The 12,841-nt window shown below is 68.9% G+C and carries 14 protein-coding genes; 10 read left to right on the top strand and 4 right to left on the bottom strand.

The features are described 5' to 3' along the window. Position 1: 1 nt before the first annotated feature. The 4 genes from thrC to prfA all read left to right on the top strand — a co-directional run bounded on the left by thrC (position 2) and on the right by prfA (position 5,496). Entirely contained in the window at positions 2-1,087 is a 1,086-nt protein-coding gene (thrC, locus tag AC1DP3_RS08885) for a threonine synthase (protein ID WP_477292794.1), read from the top strand. A gap of 17 nt (positions 1,088-1,104) precedes the next feature. Continuing rightward, complete coding sequence (gene thrB / locus AC1DP3_RS08880; RefSeq protein WP_477292905.1) at positions 1,105-2,037, top strand: homoserine kinase; 933 nt, start codon at positions 1,105-1,107, stop codon at positions 2,035-2,037. Between the two features lie 180 nt (positions 2,038-2,217). Then, positions 2,218-4,386, top strand: a complete 2,169-nt coding sequence (gene rho / locus AC1DP3_RS08875; protein WP_477292793.1) for a transcription termination factor Rho — start codon at positions 2,218-2,220, stop codon at positions 4,384-4,386. A 30-nt stretch (positions 4,387-4,416) separates the two neighbouring features. Then, the gene (gene prfA, locus AC1DP3_RS08870; protein WP_477292904.1) at positions 4,417-5,496 is read left to right on the top strand and encodes a peptide chain release factor 1; all 1,080 of its coding nucleotides are present in this window, start codon (positions 4,417-4,419) and stop codon (positions 5,494-5,496) included. A 113-nt stretch (positions 5,497-5,609) separates the two neighbouring features. On the opposite strand, the gene epsC is transcribed toward prfA, so the two are convergent. The 3 genes from epsC to cysK (AC1DP3_RS08855) are packed head-to-tail and all read right to left on the bottom strand — an operon-like array spanning position 5,610 to position 8,119. Beyond that, entirely contained in the window at positions 5,610-6,203 is a 594-nt protein-coding gene (gene epsC, locus AC1DP3_RS08865) for a serine O-acetyltransferase EpsC (protein ID WP_477292792.1), read from the bottom strand. Beyond that, positions 6,200-7,153: a cysteine synthase A gene (gene cysK / locus AC1DP3_RS08860; RefSeq protein WP_477292791.1), complete on the bottom strand. Its 954-nt coding sequence runs from the start codon at positions 7,151-7,153 to the stop codon at positions 6,200-6,202. The genes epsC and cysK (AC1DP3_RS08860) overlap by 4 nt, the downstream gene beginning before the upstream one ends. A gap of 27 nt (positions 7,154-7,180) precedes the next feature. Then, positions 7,181-8,119, bottom strand: coding sequence for a cysteine synthase A (gene cysK / locus AC1DP3_RS08855; protein ID WP_477292790.1), 939 nt, complete (start codon positions 8,117-8,119; stop codon positions 7,181-7,183). Between the two features lie 167 nt (positions 8,120-8,286). On the opposite strand from cysK (AC1DP3_RS08855), the gene prmC reads away from it, so the two are divergent. From prmC to AC1DP3_RS08835, 4 genes are read left to right on the top strand one after another with little or no spacing between them, the layout of a single operon-like run. Then, positions 8,287-9,171: a peptide chain release factor N(5)-glutamine methyltransferase gene (gene prmC / locus AC1DP3_RS08850; protein ID WP_477292789.1), complete on the top strand. Its 885-nt coding sequence runs from the start codon at positions 8,287-8,289 to the stop codon at positions 9,169-9,171. A gap of 44 nt (positions 9,172-9,215) precedes the next feature. After that, positions 9,216-9,968: an L-threonylcarbamoyladenylate synthase gene (locus AC1DP3_RS08845; RefSeq protein ID WP_477292788.1), complete on the top strand. Its 753-nt coding sequence runs from the start codon at positions 9,216-9,218 to the stop codon at positions 9,966-9,968. Next, positions 9,965-11,116: an MraY family glycosyltransferase gene (locus AC1DP3_RS08840; RefSeq protein ID WP_477292787.1), complete on the top strand. Its 1,152-nt coding sequence runs from the start codon at positions 9,965-9,967 to the stop codon at positions 11,114-11,116. The genes AC1DP3_RS08845 and AC1DP3_RS08840 overlap by 4 nt, the downstream gene beginning before the upstream one ends. After that, positions 11,113-11,580, top strand: coding sequence for a hypothetical protein (locus AC1DP3_RS08835; RefSeq protein WP_477292786.1), 468 nt, complete (start codon positions 11,113-11,115; stop codon positions 11,578-11,580). The genes AC1DP3_RS08840 and AC1DP3_RS08835 overlap by 4 nt, the downstream gene beginning before the upstream one ends. A 168-nt stretch (positions 11,581-11,748) precedes the next feature. On the opposite strand, the gene AC1DP3_RS08830 is transcribed toward AC1DP3_RS08835, so the two are convergent. Then, positions 11,749-11,877, bottom strand: a complete 129-nt coding sequence (locus tag AC1DP3_RS08830; protein WP_477292785.1) for a hypothetical protein — start codon at positions 11,875-11,877, stop codon at positions 11,749-11,751. On the opposite strand from AC1DP3_RS08830, the gene atpB reads away from it, so the two are divergent. After that, positions 11,834-12,550 (top strand): F0F1 ATP synthase subunit A, encoded by a 717-nt coding sequence (gene atpB, locus AC1DP3_RS08825; RefSeq protein ID WP_477292903.1) that lies wholly within the window; start codon positions 11,834-11,836, stop codon positions 12,548-12,550. The two genes, AC1DP3_RS08830 and atpB, sit on opposite strands and share 44 nt — an antisense overlap. 44 nt (positions 12,551-12,594) lie before the next feature. After that, entirely contained in the window at positions 12,595-12,831 is a 237-nt protein-coding gene (gene atpE / locus AC1DP3_RS08820) for an ATP synthase F0 subunit C (RefSeq protein ID WP_028496101.1), read from the top strand. Positions 12,832-12,841: the final 10 nt, after the last annotated feature.

Below are 12,841 nucleotides of genomic sequence, written 5' to 3'. Positions count from 1 at the left end.
CATGGCACACGTCTGGCGCGGAGTCCTCCGCGAATACGGCGACCGTCTGGGCGTCACGGACACCTCGACCGTCGTGACCCTCGGCGAGGGGGGAACGCCCCTGCTCCCCGCTCCCGCGCTCTCGCGTCGCACCGGCGCTGAGGTCTGGGTCAAGTTCGAGGGCATGAACCCCACCGGCTCGTTCAAGGATCGCGGCATGACGGTCGCCGTCTCGCGCGCGATCGAGCACGGCGCGAAGGCCGTCATCTGCGCGTCGACGGGCAACACCTCGGCCTCGGCCGCAGCCTATGCGGCGCACGCCGGGATCACCGCGGCCGTCCTCGTCCCCGAGGGCAAGATCGCCATGGGCAAGCTGAGCCAGGCCGTCGCGCACAACGGCCAGCTCATCCAGATCCGCGGCAACTTCGACGACTGCCTCGAGATCGCCCGCGAGCTCGCGGACAGCTACCCCGTGCACCTGGTCAACTCCGTCAATCCCGACCGGATCGACGGGCAGAAGACAGCGGCCTACGAGATCGTCGAGCAGCTCGGCGACGCGCCGGACTTCCACTTCATCCCTGTGGGCAACGCGGGCAACTACACCGCCTACACCCGCGGGTATCGCGAAGAGGCGGACGCGGGCGTTTCGACCCGCATCCCGCGCATGTTCGGCTTCCAGGCCGAAGGCTCCGCCCCGCTCGTGCTCGGCGAGGTCGTGAAGAATCCCGAGACGGTCGCGAGCGCGATCCGCATCGGCAACCCGGCTTCGTGGGAGCTCGCGCTCGACGCACGCGAGGCGACCGACGGCTACTTCGGCGCCATCGACGACGACCGGATCCTCGCAGCCCAGAAGCTGCTCGCCGCCGAGGTGGGCATCTTCGTCGAGCCCGCGTCGGCGATCAGTGTCGCGGGCCTCCTCGATCGCGCGGAGGCCGGCATCGTGAAGCCCGGAGCACGTGTCGTGCTGACCGTGACGGGCCACGGCCTGAAGGACCCCCAGTGGGCCCTCCGCAACAGCGACGGCTCGAAGGTGGAGCCCACGGTCGTGGACGCGACGACATCGGAGGTGGCGTCCGTTCTCGGCCTCGCCCGCGAGGCCACCGCGTGAACGCAGCCGCCGCTGCGATGGTGCCCGAGGGGCGCTCGGTGGTGGTTCGCGTGCCGGCGACGAGTGCCAACCTCGGCCCCGGGTTCGACACGCTCGGGCTCGCGCTGAGCGTCTACGACGAGCTCATCGTCACGGCGCTGCCGCAGGGCCGCGTCGAGATCGAGGTGTCCGGCGAAGGCGCGGAGGACGTCCCGCGCGACGCGTCGAATCTCGTCGTGCGCTCGATCGCGTACGCGTTCGAAGCCGTGGGACGACGGATGCCCGGCATCCGGATGCAGGCTCGGAATGTGATCCCGCACGGCCGGGGGATGGGGTCATCCGGCGCGGCCGTCGTCTCCGGGCTGCTCGCGGCGAAGGGACTGCTGGCGGGTGACGTCGTCCTCGGAGACGAGACCCTGCTGAGTCTCGCGACGGAGCTCGAGGGGCACCCCGACAACGTCGCCCCTGCGCTCTTCGGCGGCCTCACGATCGCGTGGATGGACGAGACGGGTCCGCAGCACAAGAAGCTCCTCGTGCATCGGGGTGTCTCGCCGCTCGTGCTGGTCCCCGAGTTCACGATGTCGACGAAGCTCGCGCGGAGCCTGCAGCCGCTGCAGGTGCCGCGAGAGGACGCCGTGTTCAACGTCTCGCGCTCCGCGCTGCTCATCGCAGCGCTCACCCAGAGCCCCGAGCTTCTGCTCGCGGCCACCGAGGACAAGCTGCACCAGAGCTACCGGGCGCAGGCGATGCTCGACACGGATCGGCTCGTGCGGCTCCTGCGCGAGCGTGGCTTCGCGGCGGTCGTCTCCGGTGCGGGCCCGAGCGTCCTCGTGCTCGCTGATGGTCCCGGCCGGCGCCTCGAGGCGGCCCGTGTGGTCGAAGCCGAGACCGACACCCCGTGGGAGGCGCTCCTGCTCGCTGTCGACTTCAAGGGTGGTACAGTGAAGGAGTACGCGGAGGGTTCCACGTAAGTACGTGAATCTGGCCTCCGTCGCAATTCTGCGAAACCCCTGGCGCATCCCCCGCCCCATCCGAACGCTCAGCGGCCGTTGCGGCATCTGAGCTGTTCTCGGGGCCGCGCGGGCACATTCTGCCACGCGCTGTGACTGTGCGTTCGTGCATATCCATTCCGTTTTCACAAGGGAGAACTCGTGGAGTCCATCTCCGAGATCCACACCGTCGACTCGCAGGACGAGGAGCGCACCGATGCGCCCGAAGCCGAGGCGACAGTGACCGGCGACGTCGTCGCCGAGACCGAAGCAGCATCCTTCGAGGATGCGCCCGTCCAGGTCGCCGAGGCGACCGTCGATGAGCCCGCCGCCGAGGCGCCCGCCGCCGAGGCGCCCGCCGAAGAGGCCGCGCCTGTCGCCGTCGACGAACGGCTCGTCGCCGAAGAAGAGGCCGTTGAGGCGCCTGCTGAGCCGGCCGCTGAGGCCCCCGCTGAGCCGGCCGTCGAGGCCGCCGAGGCCGAGGCCCCCGCAGAGGTTGAGGCCCCCGTCGAGGCCGTCGCGCCCGCGCGTGCGCCCCGCAAGCGTGCGCCCCGCCGCGCCAAGAGCACCGACGTGAAGCCCGTCGACGCCGAGGCGCCCGCCGCCGAGCCCGAGGCTCCGGCCGCCGAGGCGATCGAGACTTCCGCTGAGCAGGGGACCGAGGTCTCCACCGAGGCGCCCGCAGAGCCGGGCACCGAGGTCACCGCGTCCGAGGCGGAGCAGACGGCCGAGGCCGCGCAGGCCGACGCCGCACAGGCCGACGCCGAGCAGGCCGGAGAGCAGGCCGACGCCGCGCAGACTGCCGAGCAGACCGACGCCGAGCAGGCCGATGGCGAAGCGCAGGCGCAGGGCGAAGCATCCGGTGCCGAGGCGGCAGGCGATGAGACCCCGTCGCGCTCTCGCAGCCGTTCGCGCAGCCGCAACCGCAACCGCGCGCAGAACGGGGGGGCTCAGCAGCCGAACGCCCAGAACGCGCAGAACGCGCAGCCCGCTCAGAACCAGGGCGCTCAGAACGCGCCCCAGCAGAGCGCTCAGAACGCCGACCAGGCCGATGACGAGCAGGAGTCGGCACTGGCCGGGAACCGCAACCGTCAGCGCAACAAGCGTCGTCCCGCCACCACGGGCGACGAGTTCGAGACCGAGATCGGCGAGGATGACGTGCTCATCCCGATCGCGGGCATCCTCGACGTGCTCGACAACTACGCGTTCGTCCGCACGACCGGGTACCTCCCGGGTCCGAGCGACGTCTACGTCTCGCTCGGCCAGGTCAAGAAGTACAACCTGCGCAAGGGCGACGCCGTCGTCGGAGCCATCAAGCAGCCCCGCGAGAACGAGCAGTCCAGCCGCCAGAAGTACAACGCGCTGGTCAAGGTCGATGCGGTCAACGGCCTCTCGGTCGAGGACGCAGCGACCCGTGTGGAGTTCGGCAAGCTCACGCCTCTCTACCCCCAGGAGCGCCTCCGTCTGGAGACCGCGCCCGAGAAGCTGACGCAGCGCATCATCGACCTCGTCGCACCGATCGGCAAGGGCCAGCGCGGCCTCATCGTCGCCCCGCCCAAGGCCGGCAAGACGATCGTGCTGCAGCAGATCGCCAACGCCATCGCGCACAACAACCCCGAGGTGCACCTCATGGTCGTCCTCGTGGACGAGCGCCCAGAAGAGGTCACCGACATGCAGCGGACCGTTCGCGGCGAGGTCATCGCCTCGACGTTCGACCGCCCCGCGGAAGACCACACCACGGTCGCCGAGCTCGCCATCGAGCGTGCGAAGCGCCTCGTCGAACTGGGCCGCGATGTGGTCGTCCTCCTCGACTCGATCACCCGTCTGGGCCGCGCCTACAACATCTCGGCCCCGACCTCCGGTCGTGTGCTGACCGGCGGCGTCGACGCGTCGGCGCTCTACCCGCCCAAGCGCTTCTTCGGCGCCGCGCGCAACATCGAGAACGGCGGATCGCTCACGATCCTCGCCACGGCGCTCGTCGAGACCGGGTCCAAGATGGACGACGTCATCTTCGAGGAGTTCAAGGGCACCGGCAACAGCGAGCTCCGCCTCAGCCGTCAGCTCGCCGACAAGCGCATCTTCCCGGCGGTCGACGTCAACGCGTCGAGCACGCGCCGCGAAGAGATGCTCCTCTCGGCCGACGAGGTCAAGATCACCTGGAAGCTGCGTCGCGCCCTCGCAGGGCTCGACCCGCAGCAGGCCCTCGAGGTCGTGCTCGGCAAGCTGAAAGAGACGCAGTCCAACGTCGAGTTCCTCGTGCAGATGCAGAAGTCGATCCCCGCACCCACCGGCGGCGGTCACAGCCACGCGCACGACAACAGCATCCGCTGACGTACCGGGGAAGCAGTGTCCGAACCCGCGATGTTCGACTCGGTGCGCGCACTGATCGAAGAGCACAAGGCCGTCCAGGTCGAGCTCTCCGACCCGGCTGTGCACGCTGACGCCGCCCGCGCGAAGAGGGTCAACCGGCGCTACGCCGAGCTGTCGAAGATCGTCGCCGCCAACGATGCGTGGGTCGCGGCCGCCGACGATCTCGAAGCGGCACGCGAACTCGCCCGCGAGGACGAGGCGTTCGCCGAAGAGGTTCCGGTGCTCGAGGAGAAGGTCGCCGAGACGCAGGAGCGCCTGCGGCGGCTGCTGATTCCGCGAGACCCCGATGATGCACGCGACGTCATCATGGAGATCAAGGGCGGCGAGGGTGGTGCGGAGAGTGCGCTGTTCGCCGCCGACCTGCTGCGGATGTACCTGCAGTACGCCGCCTCCAAGGGCTGGAAGACCGAACTGCTCGAGCGGACGGAGTCCGATCTCGGCGGCTACAAGGACGTCCAGGTCGCGATCAAGGGATCATCGACCGACCCCGCGCAGGGGGTCTGGGCGCACTTGAAGTACGAGGGCGGCGTGCATCGCGTCCAGCGGGTGCCGGCGACCGAGTCGCAGGGCCGGATCCACACATCGACGACGGGTGTGCTCGTCTTTCCTGAGGTGGACGAGCCGGACGAAGTCGAGATCAACCCCAACGACCTCAAGATCGACGTCTTCCGCTCCTCCGGTCCGGGTGGTCAGTCCGTCAATACGACCGACTCCGCCGTGCGCATCACCCATGTGCCGACGGGCATCGTCGTCTCGATGCAGAACGAGAAATCGCAGCTGCAGAACCGCGAAGCCGGCATGCGGGTGCTGCGTGCCCGGCTGCTCGCGAAGCAGCAGGAGGAGCGGGATGCCGTCGCCTCCGACGCCCGCAAGTCGCAGATCCGCGGGATGGACCGCTCCGAGCGCATCCGCACGTACAACTTCCCCGAGAACCGGATCGCCGACCACCGCACCGGCTACAAGTCCTACAACCTCGACCAGGTGATGGACGGCGCGCTCGAGCCGATCATCGAGTCGGCCATCCAGGCCGACGAAGAGGCGCGACTGGCCGCTCTGGGCTCCGACGCCTGACCCCGCCACGCGGAGACGGTCACCGCCGAGACAGGGGATCTCGCCCAGACAGGGCAGCACGCCGCACTGTCTCGGCGAGATTCCCTGTCTCGACGGGACGGCGCCGCGAGCGATCAGATGTGGTACTCGGGCGCCGTCAGCAGGGCACGCGTGTCTTCGCCGACCCGGCGGGCGCGAGGTTTCGCGGGGATGCCGACCAGGACGCTGTCGGCTGGGGCGTCCTTCGTGACCACGGCGTTCGCGCCGACGACCGAGCCCTCGCCGATGGTGATGGGGCCGAGGACTTTGGCACCGGCGCCGACTGCGACGCCGTCTCCGATCGTGGGATGCCGCTTGCCGCCGTCCCGTGTGCGACCACCCAGCGTGACGCCGTGGTAGAGCATCACGTCGTCGCCGACCTCGGCGGTCTCGCCGATGACGACGCCCATCCCGTGGTCGATGAAGAAGCGCCGCCCGATGGTGGCGCCGGGATGGATCTCGATACCGGTCAGCCAGCGTGTCATCTGCGAGCCGGCACGTGCGAGGAACCGGAATCCCCGCTGCCACAGCCAGTGATCGACACGGTGCGCCCAGATGGCGTGCAGGCCGGGGTACAGCACGGCGATCTCGATCGATGTGCGCGCCGCGGGGTCTCGCAGCTTCGCCGCAGCGAGGTCCTCGCGGATCCGGCCGAGGACGCCGAGCGCCTCGTGGGGTTCGATGGTCATGCCTTGCCCTCCTCGGGCTCCCGCAGGTGCTGGTAGAGCGCCGTCGAGAGGTAGCGCTCGCCCGCGTCCGGCACGATGACCACGATCCGCTGACCCGCAGCCTCGGGACGAGCCGCGATCTGCAGCGCCGCCCAGACGGCCGCACCGGCCGACATGCCGGCGAGGATGCCCTCCTGAGTGGCGAGATCGCGCGCCACCCGGATGGCATCGTCGAACTCGACGTCGAAGATCTCGTCGACGACGCTCCGATCGAGGACGTCGGGGACGAAGTTCGGACCGACGCCCTGGATCCGATGCCCACCGGCTCGTCCCTCCGTCAGGACGGGGGAGTCCTTGGGCTCGACGAGGATGTTCCGGACGGCCGGGTTCCGCTCCTTGAGCACCTGGCCGACGCCCGTGATGGTGCCGCCCGTCCCCGACCCCGCCACGAACCAGTCGACCCGGCCCTCGGTGTCGCGCCAGATCTCCTCCGCCGTCGTGCGGCGGTGGATCTCAGGGTTGGCGGCATGCTCGAACTGACGGGCGAGCACCGCCCCAGGCGTCTCCGCGGCGATGCGCTTGGCCGTCTCGACGGCCTCGGTCATGCCCTTGTAGGGATCGGTGAGCACCAGTTCCGCGCCGTACGCCTTGAGCAGCGTCCTGCGCTCCTTCGACATCGATGCGGGCATCGTCAGGATCACGCGGTAGCCGCGGGCGGCGCCGATGAGCGCGAGGGCGATGCCCGTGTTGCCGCTGGTCGACTCGACGATCGTTCCGCCCGGACGCAGCTCGCCGGACGCCTCGGCCGCCGCGACCAGCGCGACCCCGAGGCGATCCTTCACGCTGGCGCCGGGGTTGTAGAACTCGAGCTTGACGAGCACCTCGGCGCCCAGACCCTCGGTCAGCCTGTTGAGGCGGACGAGCGGCGTGTCGCCGAAGGCAGTCGTGATGTCGGAATGGATGCGGGCCATGAGGCGATGCTCTCGCAGTCCTGAGGCTCAGCCCTCGCGGAGGTCCTCGTAGAGAGCCGTGGAGAGGTAGCGCTCACCGAAGGAGGGGATCACCACGACGATGTTCTTGCCTTCGGCCTCGGGACGTGCCGCGATCTGCAGCGCCGCCCAGATGGCCGCGCCGCTCGAGATGCCGACGAGGATGCCCTCCTTCGCGCCGACCTCCCGGGCGGTGCGGATCGAGTCGTCGAACTCGACGTCGATCACCTCGTCGATGACGCTCTGGTCGAGGATGGCGGGCACGAAGTTGGGTCCGATGCCCTGGATCTTGTGGGGGCCGGGGGTGCCCTTGGTGAGCAGGGGCGAATCCGCGGGCTCGACCGCGATGACCTTGGCCTGGGGCGCCCGCTCCTTCAGCACCTGGCCGACACCGGTGATGGTGCCGCCCGTGCCGATGCCGGCGACGAAATAGCCGATCTCGCCGTCGGTGTCGCGGAGGATCTCCTCGGCGGTGGTCTTGCGGTGGATGGCGGGGTTCGCCTCATTCTCGAACTGGCGCGCGAGGACCGCACCAGGCGTCTCGGCGACGAGCTCCTCGGCCTTCGCGACGGCGCCCTTCATTCCGAGGGCAGGCTCCGTGAGGACGAGCTCGGCGCCGTAGGCCTTGAGGAGCAGGCGGCGCTCGACCGACATCGAGGAGGGCATGGCGAGGATCACCTTGTAGCCGCGAGCGGCGCCGACCATGGCGAGCGCGATGCCGGTGTTGCCGCTCGTCGCCTCGATGATGGTGCCGCCGGGCTTCAGCTCGCCCGATGCCTCTGCCGCATCCACGATCGCGATGCCCAGACGGTCCTTGACGCTCGAGGCCGGGTTGTAGAACTCGAGCTTGGCGAGAACAGTGCCGGGGAGGCCCTCGGTCACGTGGTTGAGGCGGACGAGCGGAGTGTCGCCGAACGCGCTCGTGATGTCGGAGTGGATGCCGGGCATGTGGCGGCCTTTCGGGTGAGCAGCTTCACCCGGGCGACCAGCGGCGCGGGTGATCAGAACGCTGTCAGCCTAAGGGAGTCCTCGCGCTGGATGACGGTTTGTGACGGGGTGCGGTTGCGCTGGGGGACCCCTCCCGTCTGCGGTGCCACGTAGGCTGTAGTCCGCTCATGGCCCCCGCAGCATCCGATTCCCCCGAAACACTCGCCGACGCGCTCCGCCGCGCCTCCGAGCGTCTTGCCCGTGTCGGCGTGCCCGATCCTGTCGTCGACGCCGAGCTGCTCGCCGGGCACGTGCTCGGCGCGGGCCGCGGCGCCGTGCAGGCCGCGGCCATCCGAGGCGCCGGGATCGACTCCGTGGCTTCCGCTCGCATCGATCGGCTCATCGACCGGCGGGCCACTCGCGAGCCGCTCCAGCACATCATCGGCACGGCGCCGTTCCGCCATCTCGAGCTCCGCGTCGGCCCCGGCGTCTTCGTGCCCCGCCCCGAGACCGAGATGGTCGCGCAGCTCGCGATCGACGCGCTCATCGCCGCGGCATCCCCTTCTCCGGTCGCCGTCGATCTCGGCACCGGCAGCGGAGCGATCGCCCTCGCGCTGGCAACCGAGGTGCCCCACGCGCGGGTGCATGCCGCAGAGAACTCCGTGGACGCCTTCGTCTGGACGGAGGAGAACTTCCGCGCGGTGGGCGCCGACAATGCGCGATTGGCCTTCGTCGACCTCGCCCACGCATTCCCCGAACTCGCCGGGACGGTCTCGGTGCTCGTCTCCAATCCGCCCTACGTTCCGGATGCCGCCATCCCGCGCGACCCGGAGGTGCGCTTCTTCGATCCTCCCGCGGCGCTCTACGGCGGCGAGGACGGTCTCGACGTCGTGCGCGTGCTGAGCGGGGTGGGCCTGCGCCTGCTGCACTCCGGCGGAACGATCGTGATCGAGCACGGCGAGTGGCAGGGCGAGCCCATCCGCGACCTCCTGACCGCCGACGGCTGGCGCGCCACGGCGACGCACCCCGACCTCACCATGCGCGACCGCGCCACGACGGCCATCCGACCGTGAGCCGCGCAGGGCGCCGGCGCCTCCGCGGCTAGACTGGGCGCGTCATGTCCTCCGTCTTCGACTGCCGCGACGAGGCGCAGCTTCTCCCCGGTATGCGCCAGGCCCGCCAGGCGATCGGCCGCGGCGAGCTCGTCGTCATCCCCACCGATACCGTCTACGGCGTGGCCGCGGATGCCTTCAGCGCGAGCGCCGTCCAGCGGCTGCTCGATGCCAAGGGCCGCGGCCGGCAGTCGCCGCCGCCTGTGCTGGTCGCCGGACTCACGACCCTTCGAGCCCTCGTGGCGGAGGTGCCCGAGCCCGTGGAGCGTCTCGTCGAGGCGTTCTGGCCCGGCGGGCTGACCATCGTCCTGCCCTCGCAGCCGTCGCTGTCATGGGATCTCGGCGAGACGCGCGGGACAGTGGCTGTGCGGATGCCCGCGCACCGCATCGCACTCGAGCTGCTCGAGGAGACGGGCCCCCTCGCCGTGTCCAGCGCCAATCTGACGGGGCGTCCCGCCGCCGTCCGCATCGAGGACGCCCGCGGCATGCTCGGAGAGAGCGTGGGCGTCTATCTGGACGGCGGTCCGTCCCACACGGGCGTCGCGTCGACGATCATCGACGCGACCAGCCTCGTCGGCGGTGCCGAACCGAGGGTCCGCGTGCTCCGCGAGGGCGCGATCGACCGGGCGCGACTGCGGGAGGTGCTCGGAGACCTCCTCGAGGACGATCCTGACGACGCACCCCCGCCTTGGGTCGCCGCAGACTCGACTGCCGAGATCCCGGATGCCGAACCGCAGCCGGGCGGCGGCGGCGCGTGAAGCAGTACGTCTTCACCATCCTCTTCACCGCCAGCGTGACCTTCGCCCTCTCCTGGGCCGTATGGCGGCTCAGCATCAAGTTCAAGCTCTATCCCGGCATCCGGGAGCGAGATGTGCACAAGACGCCGACTCCGCGTCTCGGCGGCATCGCGATGTTCTTCGGGGTCGTGGCCGCCATCGGGGTGTCGGCGGCGAATCCCTACTTCGCGATCTTCTGGGCCGAGCCCGAGCAGGTGTGGGCGATCCTGGCGGCGACCGTGATCATCGTGCTCGTCGGGATCGCCGACGACCTCTGGGACCTGGACTGGTTCGTCAAGCTCGGTGCGCAGTTCCTCGCCGCGGGCATCATCGCGTGGTTCGGGGAGCTGCAGATCTATTCGCTTCCGATCGGCGGACTGACCGTGGGTTCGGGTCCGGTGAGCTTCGCGCTCACCGTGTTCTCGATCGTCATCGTGATGAACGCGGTCAATTTCATCGACGGCCTGGACGGTCTCGTCGCCGGCGTGTGCCTGATCGCGAATGCCGTCTTCTTCGCGTACTCGTACATGCTCTCGAGGGACTTCGCGGCGAGCAATTTCTCGCTGGCGACCTTCATCGCGGCTGTGCTGATCGGCACGTGCCTCGGATTCCTGCCCATCAACTGGAGCCCGGCGAAGCTCTTCATGGGCGATTCCGGCGCCCTCATGCTCGGCCTCCTGATGGCGTGCTCGGCCATCGCCATCACCGGGCAGCTCGAACCATCGGTGCTCGACCCCGAGGACTTCGGGCGCTCGCAGCTGCTCGGCGCGTTCATCCCGATCCTGCTGCCGGTGATCGTCGTCCTCCTGCCGCTCCTCGATTTCGGGCTCGCCGTCCTCCGGCGCCTGAGAGCCGGCAAGTCCCCGTTCTCACCTGACCGCAAGCACCTGCATCATCGGATGCTCGACATGGGGCACAGCGACCGCGGGGCCGTGCTGATCTTCTACGCATGGACGGCGATCGTGGGGCTCGCGGTGCTGCTGATGTACATCGGCACGCACCAGAGCTGGCCGGGGGACTACATCCTCGGCATCGTCTACGGCATCGTCGGCGCCTCCGCGTGCCTCGTGCTGACCCTTCTGCCTTCGCGCCGGCGAGCGCCCCGATCCACTCTGGAGAGCGCATCATGAGTCCGAGTCCCGTCTCGAGCACCCCGATCCTGCGGACGACGCTGACCTGGGGCGGCATCGTGACAGGAGTCCTCGCGATCGTCGCCGGCGTCCTCGGCTATCTGGTCGCCGGGGCGTCGGGCCTGTGGAGCGGGCTCGCCGGCGTTCTCGTGGCCGCGGTGTTCCTCGCCATCACGGGGATCAGCATCCTCATCGCCAACCGCTGGTACGGCGACGACCTCTACGTGCCCGTGTTCTTCGGCATCGTCCTCGGCGGCTGGATCCTCAAGTTCGTCGTGTTCATCGTCGTCCTCCTGGTGCTGCGCGGTCAGCCGTGGGTCGATCCGACGATCTTCTTCCTCTCGGTGGTCGTCAGCGTGATCGCCTCCCTCGTCGTGGACGTCGTGGTTCTGACCAGGATGCGCATGCCCCACGTGAGCGATGTGGAGCTGCCCACCGACCCCGACGCCCACGGCGAGGTCTGACCATATGCCCGGCGAACGTCCAGTGCGCACTCAGGGGGCTCCCGAGTTTGGTAGGGTTGATCTCGCGCCCGCCCGTTCGCTCAGAGCGACTTCTGCGGAGTGACGCTCACCGACCATCGTCGCAACGGTTGATCCCGATGCCCCGAAGCTGGAGCCCGCGCTGTTCATTCACGCTGCGACACTGATCGCCACCACCGCCGAAGACGGCGGCGAATTCCACGCCCCGTCGATCGATGAATTCTTCCCGGCCGTCATCACGACGGTCTTCGGGGTTCCGATCACGCGGATCCACATCATCCAGATCCTCGCGACCATCGCCGTCGTGCTGGTGTTCTGGCTCGGCACCCGCAAGATGACGATCATCCCGGGCCGATTCCAGAGCCTCGTCGAGATGGGTCTGGGCTTCGTCCGCACCAACATCGCGCACGACCTGCTCGGCAAGAAGGACGGAGATCGGTTCCTGCCGATCCTCACGACGATGTTCTTCATGATCCTGTTCATGAACATCACGGGCATCATCCCGTTCTTGAACATCGCGGGAACGGCGATCATCGCCGTTCCGCTCACGCTCGCGGTCGTGAGCTATGTCACGTTCATCTACGCCGGCGTGAAGAAGAGCCCGAAGAACTTCTTCAAGAACTCGCTCTTCCCGTCGGGCGTTCCGTGGCCGATCTACTTCATCGTGACGCCGATCGAGTTCATCTCGACGTTCATCATCCGGCCCATCACGCTGACGCTCCGACTCCTCATGAACATGATGGTCGGCCACCTGCTGCTCGTCCTGTTCTTCTCGGCCACCTCGTTCTTCCTCCTCACGGCCGGTGGCTGGTGGAGCATCCTCGCCGCGGGAAGCCTCGCGTTCGGGTTCGCCTTCACACTCTTCGAAATCCTCGTGGCCGTCCTCCAGGCCTACGTCTTCGCCCTCCTCACCGCGGTCTACATCCAGCTCGCGGTGGCGGAAGAGCACTGAGCGGGTCGGCTTCGCGCCGCCCATAACCGAAAGGAAACAATCCCGTGGACGCAACTACGGTTCTCGCCGAGGTCTCCGGCAGCATCGCGACCGTCGGCTACGGTCTCGCAGCGATCGGCCCCGCCATCGGTGTGGGTATCGTCGTGGGCAAGACCATCGAGGGCGTGGCACGTCAGCCCGAGCTCGCCGGCCGCCTCCAGGTCCTGATGTGGATCGGTATCGCCTTCACCGAGGCGCTCGCCTTCATCGGCATCGCGACCGCATTCATCTTCGGCTACTGATTTCAGCTTT

The sequence above is a fragment of the Microbacterium sp. P5_B6 genome, from assembly GCF_056400345.1.
This window is presented reverse-complemented; position numbering and strand designations above follow the sequence as displayed.

Bases quoted from the DNA above. Each gene is read 5' to 3' on its own strand.
- AC1DP3_RS08830 (WP_477292785.1), bottom strand. From the start codon at position 11,877: ATGATGTGGATCCGCGTGATCGGAACCCCGAAGACCGTCGTGATGACG.
- thrC (WP_477292794.1), top strand. From the start codon at position 2: ATGGCACACGTCTGGCGCGGAGTCCTCCGCGAATACGGCGACCGTCTG.
- AC1DP3_RS08845 (WP_477292788.1), top strand. From the start codon at position 9,216: ATGTCCTCCGTCTTCGACTGCCGCGACGAGGCGCAGCTTCTCCCCGGT.
- prmC (WP_477292789.1), top strand. From the start codon at position 8,287: ATGGCCCCCGCAGCATCCGATTCCCCCGAAACACTCGCCGACGCGCTC.
- thrB (WP_477292905.1), top strand. From the start codon at position 1,105: ATGGTGCCCGAGGGGCGCTCGGTGGTGGTTCGCGTGCCGGCGACGAGT.
- cysK (WP_477292791.1), bottom strand. From the start codon at position 7,153: ATGGCCCGCATCCATTCCGACATCACGACTGCCTTCGGCGACACGCCG.
- AC1DP3_RS08835 (WP_477292786.1), top strand. From the start codon at position 11,113: ATGAGTCCGAGTCCCGTCTCGAGCACCCCGATCCTGCGGACGACGCTG.
- prfA (WP_477292904.1), top strand. From the start codon at position 4,417: ATGTTCGACTCGGTGCGCGCACTGATCGAAGAGCACAAGGCCGTCCAG.
- epsC (WP_477292792.1), bottom strand. From the start codon at position 6,203: ATGACCATCGAACCCCACGAGGCGCTCGGCGTCCTCGGCCGGATCCGC.
- cysK (WP_477292790.1), bottom strand. From the start codon at position 8,119: ATGCCCGGCATCCACTCCGACATCACGAGCGCGTTCGGCGACACTCCG.